This window comes from Streptomyces sp. GS7 (assembly GCF_009834125.1).
Classification (GTDB): Bacteria; Actinomycetota; Actinomycetes; order Streptomycetales; family Streptomycetaceae; genus Streptomyces.
In genome coordinates this window covers 7536485-7555946 of sequence record NZ_CP047146.1, presented here as the reverse complement: position 1 = coordinate 7555946, position 19462 = coordinate 7536485, and the positions used below count along the sequence as shown (strand labels likewise).

The window sequence follows — 19462 nt, the reverse complement described above, 5'->3', positions numbered from 1 at the left end:
TTTGGGAGATACGGCTAGTCCTGGCAGACTGGACCGTCGGCCCCGGTTCACGTGACGCAATTCGGCAACACGACCCGGTGCACTCCCGAACCTAGGAGAATCCCTTGAAGCGCGACATCCACCCGGAGTACGTCGAGACCCAGGTCAGCTGCACCTGTGGCGCGTCGTTCACCACCCGTAGCACGGTCGCCGGCGGCAGCATCCGCGCCGACATCTGCTCCGAGTGCCACCCGTTCTACACGGGCAAGCAGAAGATCATGGACACGGGCGGCCGCGTGGCCCGCTTCGAGGCCCGCTTCGGCAAGTCCGCCGCGGCCGCCAAGAAGTAGCGACCCGCAAGGCGCCGGTCTCCGGTCGCCCCCGGACAGGGGGGACCGGACCGGCGTCTTTGTCGTCCGTAGCCTCCGCCGCCCCGGCGGGGAACGGTCCGCCGCGCAGCGGCAGCGGGGCGCACCGGCCCCGGGAAGCCACATCAGCAGTCAGCAGAGGAACACACGATGTTCGAGGCGGTCGAGGAACTGGTCGGCGAGCACGCCGATCTCGAAAAGCGGCTGGCCGACCCGGCGGTCCACGCGGACCAGCGCGAGGCCATGCGGCTCAACAAGCGCTACTCCGAGCTGACCCCGATCATCACGGCGTACCGTTCCTGGAAGCAGACCGGCGACGACATCGAGACCGCCCGGGAACTGGCCGCGGACGACCCGGACTTCGCCGACGAGGTCAAGGAGCTGGACGTCCGCCGCGGCGAGCTCACCGAGAAGCTGCGGCTGCTGCTCGTCCCGCGCGACCCCAGCGACGACAAGGACGTCATCCTGGAGGTCAAGGCCGGTGAGGGCGGCGAGGAGTCCGCGCTGTTCGCCGGCGACCTGCTGCGGATGTACCTGCGGTACGCGGAGCGGGTCGGCTGGAAGACCGAGATCCTGGACGCCAACGAGTCCGACCTCGGCGGCTACAAGGACGTCCAGGTCGCGGTGAAGACCAAGGGCGGCGGCGGTGCCACCGAGCCGGGGCAGGGCGTCTGGGCGCGGCTGAAGTACGAGGGCGGGGTGCACCGCGTCCAGCGGGTGCCGGCCACCGAGTCGCAGGGCCGGATCCACACCTCCGCCGCCGGTGTGCTGGTCACGCCCGAGGCCGAGGAGGTCGAGGTCGAGATCCAGGCCAACGACCTGCGGATCGACGTCTACCGCTCCTCCGGGCCCGGCGGCCAGTCCGTCAACACCACCGACTCCGCGGTCCGGATCACGCACCTGCCCACCGGCATCGTCGTCTCCTGCCAGAACGAGAAGAGCCAGCTCCAGAACAAGGAGCAGGCGATGCGCATCCTGCGGTCGCGGCTGCTGGCCGCGGCCCAGGAAGAGGCCGAGCGGGAGGCGTCGGACGCCCGCCGCAGCCAGGTGCGCACGGTCGACCGCTCGGAGCGCATCCGGACGTACAACTTCCCGGAGAACCGCATCTCGGACCACCGGGTGGGTTTCAAGGCGTACAACTTGGACCAGGTGCTCGACGGCGAGCTCGACCCGGTCATCCAGGCGTGCGTGGACGCCGACTCGGCGGCCAAGCTCGCCGCCGCCCAGTAAGACCGCAAGACCAGTACAGACCGGCTGGAGGACCAGTGCCGCACGATTCAGGGGGGCGCCCCCCGAGCCCCCGATCGTTGCTGCTCGCGGAGGTGGCCCAGGCCACCCAGCGGCTGGCCGACGCCGGTGTGCCCTCACCGCGCTTCGACGCCGAGGAGCTGGCCGCGCATGTGCACGGCGTCAAGCGCAGCCAGCTGCACACGGTCCGCGACGCCGACTTCGACGCCCGCTACTGGGAGGCGATCGCCCGCCGCGAGGCGCGCGAACCGCTCCAGCACATCACCGGACGGGCCTTCTTCCGCTACCTCGAACTCAGCGTCGGGCCGGGGGTGTTCGTCCCCCGACCGGAGACCGAGTCGGTGGTCGGCTGGGCCATAGACGCGGTCCGCGCCATGGACGTCGTCGAGCCGCTGATCGTCGATCTGTGCACCGGCTCGGGCGCCATCGCCCTGGCCCTCGCGCAGGAGGTGCCGCGGTCGCGGGTGCACGCCGTGGAGCTGTCCGAGGAGGCGCTGCGCTACGCCCGCAAGAACGTCGAGGGGTCCCGCGTCGTTCTGCATCACGGCGACGCGCTGACCGCGCTTCCCGAACTGGACGGGCAGGTCGACCTGGTCGTCTCCAACCCGCCGTACATCCCGCTGACCGAGTGGGAGTACGTCGCCCCCGAGGCCCGCGACCACGACCCGGAGCTGGCGCTGTTCTCGGGCGAGGACGGCCTCGACACCATCCGCGGCATCGAGCGGACCGCCCACCGCCTGCTGCGGCCCGGCGGCGTGGTCGTCATCGAGCACGCCGACACCCAGGGCGGGCAGGTGCCGTGGATCTTCACCGAGGAGCGGGGCTGGGCCGACGCGGCCGACCACCCCGACCTCAACAACAGGCCCCGATTCGCCACCGCGCGCCGGGCGACGCCATGACGCGCCCCGTTCCCGCGCCCGATGCACGCGATGCATCCGAAGTATTCGTTCCGCACGAGGAGGTCCCGTAATGGCACGGCGATACGACTGCAGCGACGCGACCGACCGCGCGACCGGTCTGCGTGAGGCCGCCTCGGCCGTCCGCCGCGGTGAGCTGGTCGTGCTGCCGACCGACACCGTCTACGGCGTCGGCGCGGACGCCTTCAGCGCCGAGGCCGTCGGTGATCTGCTGGAGGCCAAGGGCCGCGGCCGGGGGATGCCCTCTCCGGTCCTGGTCGGGTCCCCCAACACCCTGCACGGGCTCGTCACCGAGTTCTCCGAGCAGGCGTGGGAGCTGGTCGACGCCTTCTGGCCGGGCGCGCTCACCCTCGTCGCCAAGCACCAGCCGTCGCTGACCTGGGACCTGGGCGAGACCCGCGGCACGGTCGCGGTGCGGATGCCGCTGCACCCCGTCGCGATCGAGCTGCTCAACGAGTTCGGCCCGATGGCGGTCTCCAGCGCCAACCTCACCGGCCACCCCTCCCCGCAGGACTGCGACGCCGCCCAGGAGATGCTGGGCGACTCGGTCTCCGTCTACCTCGACGGCGGCCCGACGCCCGCCGCCGTGCCGTCCTCGATCGTGGACGTCACCGGCCCGGTCCCGGTGCTGCTGCGCGCGGGCGCGATCAGCGCGGAGGAGCTGCGCAAGGTGGTACCCGAACTTGAGGTGGCGAATTGATGCCGCCCCTGGGGCGTGGCATAGCGGGACCCGGCGACGACACCTTCCCCTCCGCGGCCCTCTCGTCCCCCTCGCCCGCCTCCGCCACCTTCCGGATCCTCCACGTCAGCACCGGCAACGTCTGCCGCTCGCCGATCACCGAGCGGCTGCACCGGCATGCCCTGGAGGAGCGGCTCGGCGACGCCAGGGCCTGCGGGCTGCTCGTGGAGAGCGCGGGCACCTGGGGCCACGAAGGCGCCCCCATGGAGGTGCACGCCGCGACCGTGCTCGCCGACTACGGCGCGGACCCGGCCGGCTTCATCGGCCGCGAACTGCTCGACGAGCACGTCATCCGGGCCGACCTGGTGCTGACCGCGACCCGCGACCACCGCGCCCAGGTCATCTCCATGGGCCACTCCGCCGGGCTGCGGACCTTCACGCTCAAGGAGTTCAACCGGCTGGTACGGGCCATAGACCCCGCCACGCTCCCGGCGCCCGACCCGGAGCTCCCCGGCGGAGGGCTGGTCGAGCGCGCCCGCGCGCTGGTGGGCGCCGCCGCCGCGCTGCGCGGCTGGCTGCTGGCGCCCAACCCGGAGTCCGACGAGGTCTACGACCCCTACGGCGCGCCCATCACCTTCTTCCGCTCCATCGGCGACGAGATCAACCAGGCCCTCGACCCGGTCGTCACCGCCCTCACCGGGGTTCCGGCACCCGCGTAGCGGCCGTCCGGTGGGCCGCGCACGGGCCCTGGAAGGGCCCTGGACGCCCCCTGACGGGCCCGGGACCGGGCCCGGGACCCCGATGGCCCGCACACCGCGCCCGATCGCTGAGCCGCGCCTACATTGGGATTAGGGCCTGCCCGGTGGTTTGGGCCGGACCGGCCCAGGGGCACGCGCAGCGTGCCCTGGTCCCCGTACGAGGCCCGGAGCCAGCGATGCCCGCCACCACCGCGTCACCCCGCAGCCAGTCCCCGGTCGGCCGCGCGCGGGCCGCCGCACCGGCCGAGACCATCGAGGACCGGGCGCGGGCCGCGGCCCGCGACGACGTCACCCGGCCGCCCGGCTCGCCGGACTTCGCGGCGCTGCTGCGGCAGGACCCGGAGATCGCCGGCGTCCTGCTGGGGGAGAGCGCCCGGCAGCGCGACGGGCTCCAGCTGATCGCCGCGGAGAACTTCACCTCGCCCGCCGTACTCGCCGCCCTGGGCTCCCCGTTGGGCAACAAATACGCCGAGGGCTATCCGGGCGCCCGGCACCACGGCGGCTGCGAGATCGTCGACCTCGCCGAGCGGATCGCGGTGGAGCGCGCCAAGGCCCTGTTCGGCGCCGAACACGCCAACGTCCAGGCCCACTCCGGGTCTTCGGCCGTACTGGCCGCCTACGCCGCCCTGCTGCGCCCCGGAGACGCCGTCCTGGCGATGTCCCTGCCGCACGGCGGACACCTCACGCACGGATCGCCCGCCAACTTCTCCGGCCGGTGGTTCGACTTCACCGGTTACGGCGTCGACGAGGAGACCGGGCTGCTCGATTACGGCGCGATCCGCGCACTGGCCCGCGAGCGGCGGCCCAAAGCCCTTGTCTGCGGCTCGATTTCCTACCCCCGGCACATCGACTACGCCGCCTTCCGCGACATCGCCGACGAGATCGGCGCGTATCTGATCGCCGATGTGGCGCACCCGATGGGGCTCGTCGCGGGCGGCGCGGCGCCCAGCCCGGTCCCGTACGCCGATGTGGTGTGCGCCACCACCCACAAGGTGCTGCGCGGGCCGCGCGGCGGGATGATCCTGTGCGGGACGCGGCTGGCGGAGCGGATCGACCGCGCGGTGTTCCCGTTCACCCAGGGGGGCGCGCAGATGAACGCGGTCGCCGCCAAGGCCGTCGCCTTCGCCGAGGCCGCCACGCCCGCGTTCGGCACGTACGCGCATCAGGTGACCGCCAACGCCCGCACCCTCGCCGCCGCGCTGGCCGCACAGGGCCTTGCGATCACCACCGGCGGCACCGACACCCACCTGATCACCGCGGACTCCGCCCCGCTCGGGGTGGACGCGCGCACCGCCCGGGGCCGGCTGGCCGCCGCCGGGATCGTGCTGGACACCTGCGCGCTGCCGTGCGCCGGCGTGCCCGGCAAGCGCGGGGCGCGCCCGACCGGGATCCGGCTGGGGACGGCGGCGGTGACGACCCAGGGGATGGGCGAGGCCGAGATGCACCGGATCGCGGAGCTGATCGGGGCGGCGCTGCGGGAGGACCGGGGGGCCCGCGCCGAGACCGCCGCGCTGGTGCACCGCTTCCCGCCGTATCCGGAGCAGGACTGACCCGGGAACCGTCCGCGGACCGGGTGCGTCTTTCCCTGTATTCACGGCCAGGGGGCTGACACGCATAAGGTGTGGGGCTGTGATGGCCAGCTATCTCTATGGGGCAGCCCGTGCGTGAATACCTGCTGACGCTGTGCGTCACGGCCGCGGTGACCTACCTGCTGACCGGGCCGGTACGGAAATTCGCGATCGCGGCCGGTGCGATGCCGGAGATCCGCGCGCGTGATGTGCACCGCGAGCCGACACCGCGGCTCGGCGGTATCGCGATGTTCGGCGGGCTGTGCGCGGGGCTGCTGGTCGCCGCGCATCTGACCAACCTCAAGAGCGTCTTCGAGACCAACGAGCCGCGGGCGCTGCTGTCGGGCGCGGCGCTGATCTGGATCCTCGGCGTCCTGGACGACAAGTGGGGCGTGGACGCGCTGGTCAAGCTCGGCGGCCAGATGATCGCCGCGGGGGTGATGGTCCTCCAGGGCCTGACGATCCTGTGGATCCCGATCCCCGGTATCGGCACCGTCTCGCTGACCCCGATGCAGGGCACGCTGCTGACCGTCGCGCTGGTCGTCATCACCATCAACGCGGTCAACTTCGTCGACGGCCTGGACGGCCTGGCGTCCGGCATGGTGTGCATCGCCGCCGCGGCGTTCTTCATGTACACCTACCGTCTGTGGTTCGGCTACGGCATCGAGGCCGCCGCCCCCGCCACGCTGTTCTCGGTCGTGCTGATGGGCATGTGCATCGGCTTCCTGCCGCACAACATGCACCCGGCGCGGATCTTCATGGGCGACTCCGGCTCGATGCTGATCGGCCTGGTGATGGCCGCCGGCGCGGTCTCGGTGACCGGCCAGGTCGACCCGGACCTGCTCAACCAGAAGGCGGGCGGTCTGCGTGAGGCGACCCACGCGATGGTGCCGGTCTACATCCCGCTGCTGCTCCCGCTGACGATCATCGCGGTACCGGTAGCGGATCTGATTCTGGCCATTGTGCGGCGGACGTGGAAGGGCCAGTCGCCGTTCGCCGCGGACCGCGGGCATCTGCACCACCGGCTGCTGGAGATCGGCCACTCGCACAGCCGCGCGGTGCTGATCATGTACTTCTGGTCGGCGCTGATCGCGTTCGGCGCGGTGGCCTACTCGGCGAACGACGCCAGCATGTGGATCGTCCTTGGCATCGTGCTGCTCAGCGCGGTCGGCCTGGTGCTCCTCCTCCTGCCGCGCTTCACGCCGCGCGCCCCCCGCTGGGCGGAGCGGATGGTTCCGCCGCGCTACCGCCGGGTCGCGAGCGGGCCGGCGGCGGCCGGTGCGGAGTCCGCGGAGACGCCGCCGGAGGAGCGGCGGCCGGCGATTCCGCCGGGCATCCACGGCGCCACCGCGATCGGCGACCGGTCACGCTTCGTGGACCGCCGCAAGGCGGGGAGTCATCGCTGAGTGGTGCGCCGTCGCCCGAACGTGCCTCGGGAATCAGGGCGGTTGACCGCATACCAGACAATCCGCCGCCCGTCAGTGCACCAACGCGCAGGTTCACGCTCAGGTGTGACAGGGTCCACACGAACCAGGTAAAGACCTCATCAAATAGTTTGTGATACCGTTCACGAAACCCGGCGACAGAGCCGAAGGACCGTAGTGCGACGGCCCTTTGGCCTCAGGTTCTTCCTCAAGCCGGGTCTACGCTCGTCCCTGACGACACCACCCCACCCCTTGCCGGAGCGCCGCCATGCAGTCGAATGACGCCCGACTACTCCTCCACGCCGTTGTGCCCACCCTCGCCGCCGGCGCGATCGCCGCTGCCGTGAGCGGTGCGGTCGCGGGCGCGACCGGAGCGATCGGCGCCGTCGTCGGCACCGTGCTGGTGGTGCTGGTGATGGGCGCCGGACTCGTCGTCCTGCAGCAGACCGCGAAGAAGCTTCCGCAGCTGTTCCAGATGATGGGCCTGCTGCTGTACACGGTGCAGATTCTGTTCGTGGCGGTGTTCCTCATCGCCTTCAAGGACACAACGCTCTTCGACACCAAGGCATTTGCGTTCACCTTGCTCGCAGCCACTCTCGTATGGATCGCGGCACAGACCCGTGGCCATATGAAGGCGAAGATTCTGTATGTGGACCCCGACTCCGCGGACGCCGAGAAGGCGGAGACGGCGGGGTCGCCGACGTGACACGTAGGGCCGAGATAAACGGCCTCATGCGGGCCTGCTATCGTCCGGTGCCAACTGCGGCGCAGATGGCGCAGGCGGCTGAGCTCCCAGATTCCACGCGATGGAACGGGCAGTTCTCGCGGCCGATGCCTGTGATCCGGTCCGGCCCCGCGCCGACCAGCCGCCCCCCAATCCGTAAGACCAGTCCAGTGCCGCTCCGTGGCTCAACGCCGCGCCGACACAACGAGGTTGCCGTACCCATGCGCCACGCTGAAGGAGCTCGCGGTGAGTGCTGAAACGATGCTCGCCTTCGAGACCGACTGCCACATCTTTTCCGGGTGCGGCTTTGATGCTCCCGGGCTTCATAACTTCGTCTTCGAGCCGCTCTTCACCATCGGCGGCTTCGAGTTCAACAAGCCGATGCTGCTGGCCCTGCTCAGCACGGTCGTTGTGGTGTGGTTCTTCTGGGCTGCATTCGGCCGGGCGAAGGTGGTCCCCGGAAAGCTCCAGATGATCGGCGAGGCGGGCTATGACTTCGTGCGCCGCGGGCTCGTTTACGACGCGCTGGGGAAGAAGGAGGGCGACAAGTACGTCCCCTTCATGGTCTCGCTGTTCTTCTTCGTGTGGATGATGAACATCTGGTCGATCATCCCCGTCGCCTCTTTCCCGGTGACGTCGGTGATCGCCTTCCCCGCCGGACTGGCGGCGATCGTCTACATCCTGTGGGTCTTCCTCACCTTCAAGAAGCACGGCTTCGTCGGCGCCTTCAAGAACTTCACCGGCTACGACAAGTCGCTCGGCTGGGTCCTGCCGCTGCTCATGGTCATCGAGCTCTTCTCGAACCTGATCATCCGGCCCTTCACCCACGCGGTCCGGCTCTTCGCCAACATGTTCGCCGGCCACCTGCTGATCCTGATGTTCACCATCGCCAGCTGGTACCTGCTGAACGGCATCGGCTTCGTCTACGCCGGCGCCTCGTTCATCATGACCCTCCTGATGACGGCCTTCGAGCTGTTCATCCAGGCCGTCCAGGCGTACGTCTTCGTCCTTCTGGCCTGCAACTACGTCCAGGGCGCGCTCGCCGAGCACCACTGAGCACCCCGCCTCCCACCCCAACAGCTGTCCGGTGGCCAACCCCCACCGGTATGTGAAACGAGAAGGAAGTAACGGCATGTCCGCTGCTCTCGAGATGGTCAACCACCTCGCCGCCGCCGGTGACAACGCCAAGACCACGGTCGTCGGCAACGTCGCCTCGATCGGTTACGGCCTCGCCGCCATCGGCCCCGGTGTCGGCGTCGGCATCATCTTCGGTAACGGCACCCAGGCCCTGGCCCGCCAGCCCGAGGCCGCCGGCCTGATCCGCACCAACCAGATCATGGGTTTCGCCTTCTGTGAGGCTCTCGCCCTGATCGGCATCGTCATGGGCTTCGTCTACAAGTAAGCCGAAGCCACATCGACTATCCATTCAGACGGAAGGCACTGATGTGAACGCCCTGAACTTGGCGGTGGAGGTTCCTGAGAACCCCCTTGTCCCGCCGATTCCAGAGCTGGTCATCGGCCTGATCGCTTTCTTCATCGTCTTCGGCTTCCTCGCCAAGAAGCTCCTCCCGAACATCAACAAGGTTCTGGACGAGCGCCGGGCGCAGATCGAGGGCCGTATCGAGGATGCCGAGGCGACTCAGGCCGAGGCCCAGCAGGTTCTCGCGGACTACCGGGCCCAGCTCGCCGACGCTCGCCACGAGGCCGCGCGTCTGCGCCAGGAGGCGCAGGAGCAGGGCGCGACGCTCATCGCCGAGATGCGCGCCGAGGGCCAGCGGCAGCGTGAGGAGATCATCGCCGCCGGTCACGCCCAGATCGAGGCGGACCGCAAGGCGGCGGCGCAGGCGCTGCGCCAGGACGTGGGCCAGCTCGCCACCGAACTGGCCGGCAAGCTCGTCGGGGAGTCCCTTGAGGACCACGCCCGCCAGAGCCGGACCATCGACCGCTTCCTCGACGAGCTCGAGGCGAAGGCGGCGTCGGACACGACGAAGGCTGAGGCCGGCCGATGAACGGAGCGAGCCGCGAGGCACTCGCCTCCGCACGCGAGCGGTTCAACGCGCTGACGGACCACACCTCCGTCGACGCGGTGAAGCTCGCCGAGGAGCTGGCTGCCGTCACCGCTCTGCTCGACCGCGAGGTATCGCTGCGTCGGGTCCTCACCGACCCGGCGCAGGGCGGCGAGGCGCGCGCCCAGCTGGCCGAGCGGCTGCTCGGCGGCCAGGTCGGCGAGGCGACTCTCGACCTGGTGACCGGCATGGTGCGCTCCCGCTGGTCGCGCTCGCGCGACCTGCCCGACGCGATCGAGGAACTGGCGTACAGCGCCGACCTCGTCGCGGCGCAGCGGGACGACCGGCTCGACGACGTCGAGGACGAGCTGTTCCGGTTCGGCCGCATCGTCGCGTCCAACGGTGAGCTGCGCCGTGCGCTCACGGACCGCAACGCGTCAGCCGCTGCCAAGACGGAGCTGCTGCGCACGCTGCTGGGCGGCCGGGCCAACCCGGTCACCGAGCGCCTCGTGATCCGTCTTGTCGCACAGCCGCGGGGCCGTAGCCTGGAGGCAGGGCTCGAAGCCCTCTCCAAGCTGGCGGCGGCCCGCCGGGACCGGATGGTCGCGGTGGTCACCTCCGCGGTGCCGCTCAGCGAAGGGCAGCGGCAGCGTCTCGGCGCCGCACTGGCCGAGCTGTACGGACGGCAGATCCACCTGAACCTCGACGTGGACCCCGAGGTCCGCGGCGGCGTCCGGGTCCGGATCGGCGACGAGGTCATCAACGGGACCATCGCGGACCGCCTCGAAGAGGCAGCCCGGCGGATGGCCGGCTGATCCAGCCACCAACTCAAGAGCTGCACAACCGACGGCCAGGCACCGGACCGGCCGGCCGGACCGAAAGGTCCGGCTGCGGTCCGGAAGACGCCCCGGAAGAACAGCACAAGCATGACGGCGGCCCGAGTTGGGCCGTAAGCGGAAAGCCCCTGGGGGGACGAGCCCCCCGGACCCCGCAAGTAACTTCGGGCCCAACAAGGAGAGCAGGGAACCCAGATGGCGGAGCTCACGATCCGGCCGGAGGAGATCCGGGACGCGCTGGAGAACTTCGTCCAGGCGTACAAGCCGGACGCGGCCTCGCGCGAAGAGGTCGGCACGGTCAGCGATGCCGGTGACGGCATCGCGCACGTCGAGGGCCTGCCCTCGGCGATGGCGAACGAACTGCTGAAGTTCGAGGACGGCACGCTCGGTCTTGCGCTGAACCTGGAAGAGCGCGAGATCGGTGCGGTCATCCTCGGCGAGTTCAGCGGCATCGAGCAGGGCCAGCCGGTGCAGCGCACCGGCGAGGTGCTCTCGGTCGCCGTGGGCGAGGGCTACCTCGGCCGCGTCGTCGACCCGCTGGGCAACCCGATCGACGGCCTCGGCGAGATCGAGACCGAGGGCCGCCGCGCCCTGGAGCTCCAGGCTCCGGGCGTCATGGTCCGCAAGTCGGTGCACGAGCCCATGGAGACCGGCTACAAGGCCGTCGACTCGATGGTGCCGATCGGCCGCGGCCAGCGTCAGCTGATCATCGGTGACCGCCAGACCGGCAAGACCGCCCTGGCCGTCGACACGATCATCAACCAGCGCGACAACTGGCGCTCGGGCGACCCGAAGAAGCAGGTCCGCTGCATCTACGTCGCCATCGGCCAGAAGGGCTCCACCATCGCGTCCGTGCGCGGCGCGCTGGAGGAGGCCGGCGCCCTGGAGTACACCACCATCGTCGCCGCCCCGGCGTCCGACCCGGCGGGCTTCAAGTACCTGGCGCCCTACACCGGCTCGGCCATCGGCCAGCACTGGATGTACCAGGGCAAGCACGTCCTGATCATCTTCGACGACCTCTCGAAGCAGGCCGACGCCTACCGCGCCGTGTCCCTGCTGCTGCGCCGCCCGCCGGGCCGTGAGGCGTACCCGGGCGACGTCTTCTACCTGCACTCGCGTCTGCTGGAGCGCTGCGCCAAGCTCTCCGACGACATGGGCGCCGGCTCGATGACCGGTCTGCCGATCGTCGAGACCAAGGCCAACGACGTGTCGGCGTTCATCCCGACCAACGTCATCTCCATCACCGACGGCCAGTGCTTCCTGGAGTCGGACCTGTTCAACGCCAACCAGCGTCCGGCGCTGAACGTCGGTATCTCCGTCTCCCGTGTCGGTGGTTCCGCCCAGCACAAGGCCATGCGCCAGGTCTCCGGCCGGCTCCGCGTGGACCTCGCCCAGTACCGCGAGCTGGAGGCGTTCGCCGCCTTCGGTTCCGACCTGGACGCGGCCTCCAAGGCGCAGCTGGAGCGCGGTAAGCGCATGACCGAGCTGCTCAAGCAGGGCCAGTACGCCCCCTACGCGACCGAGGACCAGGTCGTCTCCATCTGGGCCGGCACCAACGGCAAGATGGACGACGTGCCGGTCGAGGACATCCGCCGGTTCGAGCGGGAGCTCCTGGACTACATGCACCGGGAGAAGAAGGACCTGCTGACCAGCATCCGCGAGGGCGCGAAGATGTCCGACGACACCATCGGTGCGATCTCCGAGGCCGTCGACGGCTTCAAGCGGCAGTTCGAGACTTCGGACGGCAAGCTGCTCGGCGACGACGCCCCGGCCGCCACCAGCAAGTGACGACGGAAGGGACCTGATCCATGGGAGCCAAGCTCCGGGTCTACAAGCGTCGCATCCGCTCCGTCACCGCGACCAAGAAGATCACCAAGGCGATGGAGATGATCGCCGCCTCGCGCGTCGTCAAGGCGCAGCGCCAGGTGGCGGCGTCGACGCCGTACGCGAGTGAACTGACCCGTGCGGTGACAGCGGTTGCCACGGGCTCGAACACCCAGCACCCGCTGACGACCGAGGCGGAGAAGCCGACCCGGGCCGCGCTGCTGCTCATCACGAGCGACCGCGGTCTGGCCGGCGGCTACTCCGCCAACGTCATCAAGGCCGCGGACCAGCTCACCGAGCGGCTGCGGGCCGAGGGCAAGGAGGTCGACGCCTACCTCGTCGGGCGCAAGGGTGTGGCGTACTACAGCTTCCGCGAGCGCACGTTCGTGGAGTCGTGGACCGGCTTCACCGACAACCCGACGTACGCGGACGCGAAGAAGATCGGCGCACCGCTGATCGAGTCCGTCCAGAAGGGCGCGGCCGAGGGCGGCGTGGACGAACTCCACATCGTCTACACCGAGTTCATCTCGATGATGACGCAGACCGCGCTCGACGACCGGCTGCTGCCGCTGTCCCTCGACAAGTCCGCGGCCGAGTCGGACGGGCAGGCCAAGGGCGAGATCCTTCCGCTGTTCGACTTCGAGCCGTCGGCCGAGGACGTCCTCGACGCGCTGCTGCCGCGGTACGTCGAGTCGCGGATCTACAACGCACTCCTGCAGGCCGCCGCCTCCAAGCACGCCGCCACCCGGCGCGCGATGAAGTCGGCGACCGACAACGCAGAAGAGCTCATCAAGTCGCTCTCGCGGCTTGCCAATGCGGCCCGCCAGGCCGAAATCACCCAGGAAATCAGCGAGATCGTCGGTGGCAGTGCCGCACTGGCCGACGCGACCGCGGGGAGTGACTGACAACTATGACCACCACTGTTGAGACGGCCACGGCGACGGGCCGCGTCGCGCGGGTCATCGGCCCGGTCGTCGACGTGGAGTTCCCCGTCGACGCGATGCCGGACATCTACAACGCACTGACCGTCGAGGTCTCCGACCCGGCCGAGAAGGGCAAGTCGAAGACGCTGACCCTTGAGGTCGCGCAGCACCTCGGCGAGGGCCTGGTCCGGGCGATCTCCATGCAGCCCACCGACGGTCTGGTCCGCCAGGCCGCGGTGACCAACACCGGCGCCGGGATCTCCGTCCCGGTCGGCGACGTCACCAAGGGCAAGGTGTTCAACACCCTCGGTGAGATCCTGAACAAGCCGGAGGCCGAGTCCGAGATCACCGAGCGGTGGCCCATCCACCGCAAGGCCCCCGGCTTCGACCAGCTCGAGTCCAAGACCGAGATGTTCGAGACCGGCATCAAGGTCATCGACCTGCTGACCCCGTACGTCAAGGGCGGCAAGATCGGTCTGTTCGGTGGTGCCGGTGTCGGCAAGACCGTTCTGATCCAGGAAATGATCTACCGCGTGGCCAACAACCACGACGGTGTGTCGGTGTTCGCCGGTGTCGGCGAGCGCACCCGTGAGGGCAACGACCTCATCGAGGAGATGACCGACTCCGGCGTCATCGACAAGACCGCGCTGGTCTTCGGTCAGATGGACGAGCCGCCGGGCACCCGTCTGCGTGTCGCGCTGGCCGGCCTGACCATGGCCGAGTACTTCCGCGACGTCCAGAAGCAGGACGTGCTGTTCTTCATCGACAACATCTTCCGCTTCACGCAGGCCGGCTCCGAGGTGTCGACCCTGCTCGGCCGGATGCCCTCCGCGGTGGGTTACCAGCCGAACCTGGCCGACGAGATGGGCCTCCTCCAGGAGCGCATCACCTCGACCCGCGGTCACTCGATCACCTCGATGCAGGCGATCTACGTCCCCGCGGACGACCTGACCGACCCGGCGCCGGCGACCACCTTCGCCCACCTGGACGCGACCACCGTTCTGTCGCGTCCGATCTCGGAGAAGGGCATCTACCCGGCGGTGGACCCGCTGGACTCGACGTCCCGGATCCTGGACCCCCGCTACATCTCGCAGGACCACTACGACTGCGCCTCGCGCGTCAAGACGATCCTGCAGAAGTACAAGGACCTCCAGGACATCATCTCCATCCTCGGTATGGACGAGCTCGGCGAGGAGGACCGGCTCACGGTCTACCGCGCCCGGCGTATCGAGCGGTTCCTGTCGCAGAACACCCACGTGGCGAAGCAGTTCACCGGTGTCGACGGCTCGGACGTGCCGCTGGACGAGACGGTCGCGGCCTTCAACGCGATCGCCGACGGCGAGTTCGACCACTACCCGGAGCAGGCGTTCTTCATGTGCGGTGGCCTGGAGGACCTGAAGAACAACGCCAAGGAGCTTGGCGTTTCCTGACCCGTGCTCCCGGTCCGGGGGCGGCCCTGGCCGTCCCCGGACCGTACGACCACTAGTATTTGACCCAACATCTGCCACACCAGGCAGGTGGAGACCCGAGGAGCCATCGTGGCTGAGCTGCACGTCGAGTTGGTCGCTGCGGACCGGCAGGTCTGGTCCGGCAAGGCCAGCCTGGTCGTCGCGCGCACCTCGTCGGGCGACATCGGCGTCATGCCCGGACACCAGCCGCTGCTCGGCGTGCTGCAGTCGGGCCCGGTGACGATTCGTACGACGGGTGAGAGCGGGGACGGCACCGTCGTCGCCGCGGTGCACGGCGGCTTCATCTCGTTCGCCGACAACAAGCTGTCTCTGCTCGCGGAGATCGCCGAGCTGTCGGACGAGATCGATGTCCAGCGCGCGGAGCGGGCCCTGGAGCGGGCGAAGTCGGATGCTGACGCAGCCGCCGAGCGCCGCGCCGATGTCCGGCTGCGTGCGGTGACGGGCGTTCACTGAGCCCCGTCAGCGACGAGATCGATCCTCAGCCGCGGGCCGCCCGGAGTTCCGGAGCGGGCCGCGGCTGAGGCAGTGCAGGTGCGATTCCCGAATACACAGCGAGGAGGTCGGTCGAGATGGTCCTCGCTCTGCTTGTGAGCGGCGCGGTCGTGGTGCTGGTGCTGGTGGGACTGTTCGTCTTCGGACTGAGGCGGCGGCTCATCCAGCGGTCCGGAGGCACGTTCGACTGCAGCCTGCGCTGGAACGTGCCGGAGAACGAGCCCAGCGGCAAGGGCTGGATCTACGGCGTGGCGCGGTACAACGGCGACCGGATCGAGTGGTTCCGGGTCTTCTCGTACGCGCCCCGGCCCCGTCGCCTGCTGGAGCGCTCCGCCATCGAGGTGCTGGAGCGCCGCACCCCGCAGGGCGAGGAGGAGCTGGCGCTGCTCTCCGACTCCATCGTGCTCGCGTGCCGGCACCGCGGTACCCGCGTCGAGCTGGCGATGAGCGAGGACGCGCTCACCGGCTTCCTGGCCTGGCTGGAGGCGGCACCCCCCGGACAACGGGTCAATGTCGCCTGAATGAGAGGCGTCTCGACGGGTGGGGCCCCCGGACGGAGTCTGGGGGAGGGGCAACGTGACGTAGCGGCGTAGTGGCGTAGTGGCGCGGCACGGGCGCAGTGCCGCGGCGCGTGACGTGGTGGCAATGGCACGTGGCGTAGTGGCGCGGGTGCGGCGGGTGCCGTGACGCGGGTGCGGCAGGGGTAGTGGCGCGGGGCGGTTTCGGTGCGGTCCGGTGCTGCGCTGCCGGAGCCCGGACCGCGGCTCCACGGGAATACCCCCATGCCCCGCCCCGTTGTGGCCCCGCAGGGGGCGCTGCCACCCCCTACGGGATGCGTTCGACCGCCCCCTACGGCGCTTCCCCCCGTTACGGCGGGTCCGCGTCCTACGGCGCGTCCACCCCCAACTCCTGTGCCAGCACGGCCGCTTGCACCCGGCTGCGCAGGTCCAGCTTGGCCAGCAGCCGGCTGACGTGGGTCTTCACGGTGGCCTCCGCCATCGCCAGCCGCAGTGCGATATCGGCGTTCGACAGCCCCTGGCCCAGACACCCCAGCACCTCCCGCTCGCGCGGCGTCAGCGCGTCCAGCACCGCCGGATCGGGCGTCTCGCGGCACCGCGGGGTGCGTACCGCCGGACGGGGCCGGGCGAACTCGGCGATCAGCCGGCGGGTCACGGCCGGGGCGATCAGCCCCTCACCGGAGGCGACCGTGCGCACCGCGGTCAGCAGCGCCGCCGCGTCGCTGTCCTTGAGCAGGAAGCCCGCGGCTCCGGCGCGCAGCGCGCCGAAGACGTACTCGTCGAGGTCGAAGGTGGTCAGCACCAGGACGTCCGCCAGCTGTTCCGCGACCACCTGGCGGGTCGCCGAGACCCCGTCGAGCCGGGGCATCTGGATGTCCATCAGGACCAGGTCGGGGCGTAACGTGCGGGCCAGGCGGACGGCCTCCTCGCCGTCCACCGCCTCCCCGACGACTTCGACGTCGGGCGCGGAACGCAGGATGAGGACCAGCCCGGCCCGTACGGCGGACTGGTCCTCGGCGACGAGGACCCGGATCGGCTGCGCGGCGGCGCCTGTCATGGTTGTTCTTCCTCCCCGGTGGCGGGCATCGTCGCCCGCACCAGCCAGTCTCTTCCTTCCGGCCCGCTCTCGGGGCCGGCGTCGAACTCCCCGCCCAGCAGGGCGATCCGCTCGCGCATGCCGACGAGCCCGGCGCCGGAACCCGGTGCGCGGGGGCGCGGCCGGTCGGCGTACGGACTGCGGACGAGGACGACGAGCGCGCCCTCGGGGCCGTGGGCGATACGCACCCGGACCCGGCCGGGCGCGGCGTGCTTGAGGGCGTTGGTCAGTGATTCCTGGACGATGCGGTACGCGGCCAGCTCGACCGGTGCGGGCGGCTTCGGTTCGGCGTCCGGGCCGGTCAGCCGCCGGGCGTCGTCGAGGACGAAGGTCAGGCCGCTGCCGGCGCCGTTCGTACGGGCCTGGTCGACCAGGGCCTCCAGCCCGTCGAGGGTGGGCGTGGCGGCCGGTTCGTCGTTGTTCCCGGTGGCCTTCGGATCCCGTAACAGCCCGATGAGGCGGCGCATTTCGGCCAGGCCCTGGACGCTGTTCTCCCGGATCACGCCCAGCGCCTCGCGGGTCGCGGCCGGGTCGTCGATGGTCTGCGCGGCGGTGGCGTGGATGGCGATGGCGGACAGGTGGTTGGCGACCAGGTCGTGCAGCTCGCGGGCCATCCGGGCGCGTTCGCCCGCCACCGCCTGGGTGCGGTCCATCTCGGCCAGCAGCGCGGTCTGTTCGGCCCGCAGCCGGGCGGTCTGCGCGGCGTCGCGGTGGTTGCGGATGATCAGCCCGGTCCAGGCCGGGGCGGTGGTGATGAGCGCGATCCCGATGCTGATCAGCACGACCTGCGGGTCGCGCCAGACCGCCGTCAGCACGATCGTGGCCAGCACCGTCACCAGTACGGAGTGCACCGGGATCCGGCGGGCCGCGGCCGGCGGCCCGTACAGCACCGCCGCGTAGACCACGTCGGTGAACATCAGGACGGTGGCGACCAGTGTGCCGGCGGCGATGTCCAGCGCGAGGGCCGGTACCGCGACGGCCAGTGCGGCCATCGGGGCCGTGCGGCGCATCAGTTCGGCCGTCGACATCGCCGTGAGCGCGAGCAGCGTCAGCGGTGCGGGCAGGCCGAGGACCGGCGGCCCGCCGTACAGATCCAGCGTCCACAGCAGCAGCCCGACGAGCAGCCCGCCGCTCGCGATGATCACATCGAGGCGGTGCGGCCGGCCGGGCGCGGCGGGGGATCTCGGGGTCACCCCTCCATGAAACACGGCGCCGGGGCCGGGTGCCCCGCGTCCGGCTCATCCGGCTGTTCCCCGGGCTACATCGAAAGATGCAGCTCCGGATCATCGCCTGCGACGACGTACCGGGCGGTGGCGGCTGGAACGCTGGAGGGGTTCGGTCCGAGCGGTCCTGGACTCGGAGCGGCCGGAGAGGAGACTGCCGTGGTCGTCACGCTGATCATCGCCTGCGAGGTCGGGTTCTGGGTGCTGCTGGCCCTGGGCCTGGCCCTGCGCTATCTGGCGCGGATGCCGCGTACGGGTGCTGCGGTGCTGCTGCTGGAGCCGCTGCTGGAGCTGGCGCTGCTGATCGTCACCGCGATCGACCTGAAGAACGGCGCCTCCGCGGACTGGAAGCACGGCCTGGCCGCCGTCTACATCGGCTACACGGTCGCCTACGGCCACTACACGATCAAGTGGGTCGACGGGCACGTCGCGCACCGTTTCGCGGGCGGCCCGCGCCCGGTCAAGCACTACGGCCTCGCCCGCTTCCGGCACGAGCTGAAGCTGGTGCTGCGGACGGTGCTGATGGTCGTCGTCGCGGTGGGGCTGCTCCAGGGCGCGATCTGGTACGTGGGCCACGACGGCGACACCGCGTCGCTGCGGCACTGGCAGATGATGAGCCTGCGCATCCTGATCATCCACGGCGTGATCGCGCTGACGTACCTGGTCTTCCCGAGCAAGGCACCGCGCCGGGCCGCCTCGGGGGAGGCGGCCCGGCCCCAGGAGAAGTCGCTGCGCTAGGTGTGCCGTCCGGACAACACACCCGGCGGGTCGGCGGGTTCAGCGTTCGCCGCCCGGTACCCAGAGCACGTCCCCGACCTCCTTGTTGGCCGTCCGGGCCAGGATGAACAGGAGGTCGGAGAGGCGGTTCAGGTACGTGGCGGTGAGCGGGTTCATGGTCTCGCCGTGCTGCTCGAAGGCCGCCCAGGTGGAGCGCTCGGCGCGGCGGACGACCGTGCACGCCTGGTGGAGCAGGGCGGCGCCGGGCGTGCCGCCGGGGAGGATGAAGCTGCGGAGCTTCTCCAGTTCGGCCAGGAAGCGGTCGCAGTCCGCCTCCAGCTTGTCGATGTAGGACTGCTCGACGCGCAGCGGCGGGAACTCCGGGTTCTCCACCACGGGCGTCGACAGGTCGGCGCCGACGTCGAAGAGGTCGTTCTGCACCCGCAGCAGCACCGCGGCGACGTCCTCGGGCAGCGAGCCGAGCGCCAGCGCCACCCCGATCGCGGCGTTGGCCTCGTTGGCGTCCGCGTACGCGGCGATCCGCGCATCGGTCTTGGCGGTGCGGCTCATGTCGCCCAGGGCGGTGGTGCCCTTGTCGCCGGTGCGGGTGTAGATGCGGGTCAGATTCACCATGGGGCGAGCCTACGCCGCGGCTCCGCGGACGGCCCGGGGCGGAGCGACGTGGCGGCCGGA

The 19462-nt window shown here is 70.5% G+C and carries 21 protein-coding genes; 18 read left to right on the top strand and 3 right to left on the bottom strand.

The annotated features are described in order from the left end of the window. Window positions 1-104 precede the first annotated feature (104 nt). From rpmE to GR130_RS32650, 17 genes are all read left to right on the top strand, one after another. Window positions 105-329 (top strand): 50S ribosomal protein L31, encoded by a 225-nt coding sequence (gene rpmE / locus GR130_RS32730; RefSeq protein WP_030065532.1) that lies wholly within the window; start codon window positions 105-107, stop codon window positions 327-329. 168 nt (window positions 330-497) lie between these two features. Then, entirely contained in the window at window positions 498-1577 is a 1080-nt protein-coding gene (gene prfA, locus GR130_RS32725) for a peptide chain release factor 1 (RefSeq protein ID WP_159508054.1), read from the top strand. Window positions 1578-1612: 35 nt separating this feature from the next. Then, window positions 1613-2494 carry a peptide chain release factor N(5)-glutamine methyltransferase gene (prmC, locus tag GR130_RS32720; protein ID WP_159508053.1) on the top strand — a complete coding sequence of 294 codons (882 nt, stop codon included), beginning with the start codon at window positions 1613-1615 and terminating at the stop codon, window positions 2492-2494. Between the two features lie 70 nt (window positions 2495-2564). Next, window positions 2565-3212, top strand: a complete 648-nt coding sequence (locus tag GR130_RS32715) for an L-threonylcarbamoyladenylate synthase (RefSeq protein ID WP_159508052.1) — start codon at window positions 2565-2567, stop codon at window positions 3210-3212. Further along, window positions 3209-3910: an arsenate reductase/protein-tyrosine-phosphatase family protein gene (locus tag GR130_RS32710; protein ID WP_443043710.1), complete on the top strand. Its 702-nt coding sequence runs from the start codon at window positions 3209-3211 to the stop codon at window positions 3908-3910. The genes GR130_RS32715 and GR130_RS32710 overlap by 4 nt, the downstream gene beginning before the upstream one ends. Before the next feature lie 215 nt (window positions 3911-4125). Further along, window positions 4126-5499, top strand: a complete 1374-nt coding sequence (gene glyA / locus GR130_RS32705; protein ID WP_159508051.1) for a serine hydroxymethyltransferase — start codon at window positions 4126-4128, stop codon at window positions 5497-5499. 98 nt (window positions 5500-5597) lie between these two features. Next, window positions 5598-6923 carry an MraY family glycosyltransferase gene (locus tag GR130_RS32700; RefSeq protein WP_159508050.1) on the top strand — a complete coding sequence of 442 codons (1326 nt, stop codon included), beginning with the start codon at window positions 5598-5600 and terminating at the stop codon, window positions 6921-6923. A gap of 286 nt (window positions 6924-7209) precedes the next feature. Further along, a complete protein-coding gene (locus GR130_RS32695; RefSeq protein ID WP_159508049.1) occupies window positions 7210-7647 on the top strand; it encodes a hypothetical protein in 438 nt (145 codons plus the stop codon). 279 nt (window positions 7648-7926) lie between these two features. Further along, complete coding sequence (atpB, locus tag GR130_RS32690) at window positions 7927-8721, top strand: F0F1 ATP synthase subunit A (RefSeq protein WP_159510355.1); 795 nt, start codon at window positions 7927-7929, stop codon at window positions 8719-8721. A 76-nt stretch (window positions 8722-8797) separates the two neighbouring features. After that, the gene (atpE, locus tag GR130_RS32685; protein WP_189295580.1) at window positions 8798-9067 is read left to right on the top strand and encodes an ATP synthase F0 subunit C; all 270 of its coding nucleotides are present in this window, start codon (window positions 8798-8800) and stop codon (window positions 9065-9067) included. Window positions 9068-9110: 43 nt separating this feature from the next. Further along, window positions 9111-9674: a F0F1 ATP synthase subunit B gene (locus GR130_RS32680; protein WP_159508048.1), complete on the top strand. Its 564-nt coding sequence runs from the start codon at window positions 9111-9113 to the stop codon at window positions 9672-9674. Further along, a complete protein-coding gene (locus tag GR130_RS32675) occupies window positions 9671-10486 on the top strand; it encodes a F0F1 ATP synthase subunit delta (RefSeq protein ID WP_159508047.1) in 816 nt (271 codons plus the stop codon). Before GR130_RS32680 ends, GR130_RS32675 begins: the two co-directional genes overlap by 4 nt. A gap of 216 nt (window positions 10487-10702) precedes the next feature. Then, window positions 10703-12295 (top strand): F0F1 ATP synthase subunit alpha, encoded by a 1593-nt coding sequence (atpA, locus tag GR130_RS32670; protein ID WP_159508046.1) that lies wholly within the window; start codon window positions 10703-10705, stop codon window positions 12293-12295. 20 nt (window positions 12296-12315) lie between these two features. Next, the gene (locus GR130_RS32665) at window positions 12316-13236 is read left to right on the top strand and encodes a F0F1 ATP synthase subunit gamma (protein WP_159508045.1); all 921 of its coding nucleotides are present in this window, start codon (window positions 12316-12318) and stop codon (window positions 13234-13236) included. A 5-nt stretch (window positions 13237-13241) separates the two neighbouring features. Next, window positions 13242-14684, top strand: a complete 1443-nt coding sequence (gene atpD, locus GR130_RS32660; RefSeq protein WP_159508044.1) for a F0F1 ATP synthase subunit beta — start codon at window positions 13242-13244, stop codon at window positions 14682-14684. A gap of 108 nt (window positions 14685-14792) precedes the next feature. Then, window positions 14793-15176, top strand: coding sequence for a F0F1 ATP synthase subunit epsilon (locus GR130_RS32655; protein WP_030065547.1), 384 nt, complete (start codon window positions 14793-14795; stop codon window positions 15174-15176). A gap of 116 nt (window positions 15177-15292) precedes the next feature. Then, a complete protein-coding gene (locus tag GR130_RS32650; RefSeq protein ID WP_159508043.1) occupies window positions 15293-15736 on the top strand; it encodes a DUF2550 domain-containing protein in 444 nt (147 codons plus the stop codon). 364 nt (window positions 15737-16100) lie between these two features. On the opposite strand, the gene GR130_RS32645 is transcribed toward GR130_RS32650, so the two are convergent. Continuing rightward, window positions 16101-16790 (bottom strand): response regulator, encoded by a 690-nt coding sequence (locus GR130_RS32645; RefSeq protein WP_159508042.1) that lies wholly within the window; start codon window positions 16788-16790, stop codon window positions 16101-16103. Further along, window positions 16787-18022, bottom strand: a complete 1236-nt coding sequence (locus tag GR130_RS32640) for a sensor histidine kinase (protein WP_159508041.1) — start codon at window positions 18020-18022, stop codon at window positions 16787-16789. Before GR130_RS32640 ends, GR130_RS32645 begins: the two co-directional genes overlap by 4 nt. Window positions 18023-18211: 189 nt before the next feature. Between GR130_RS32640 and GR130_RS32635 the strand changes: the two genes are divergently transcribed. After that, window positions 18212-18790: a hypothetical protein gene (locus GR130_RS32635; protein ID WP_159508040.1), complete on the top strand. Its 579-nt coding sequence runs from the start codon at window positions 18212-18214 to the stop codon at window positions 18788-18790. A gap of 39 nt (window positions 18791-18829) precedes the next feature. Here the strand turns inward: GR130_RS32635 and GR130_RS32630 are convergent, their stop codons facing one another. Continuing rightward, window positions 18830-19402 (bottom strand): cob(I)yrinic acid a,c-diamide adenosyltransferase, encoded by a 573-nt coding sequence (locus tag GR130_RS32630; RefSeq protein WP_159508039.1) that lies wholly within the window; start codon window positions 19400-19402, stop codon window positions 18830-18832. Window positions 19403-19462 lie beyond the last annotated feature (60 nt).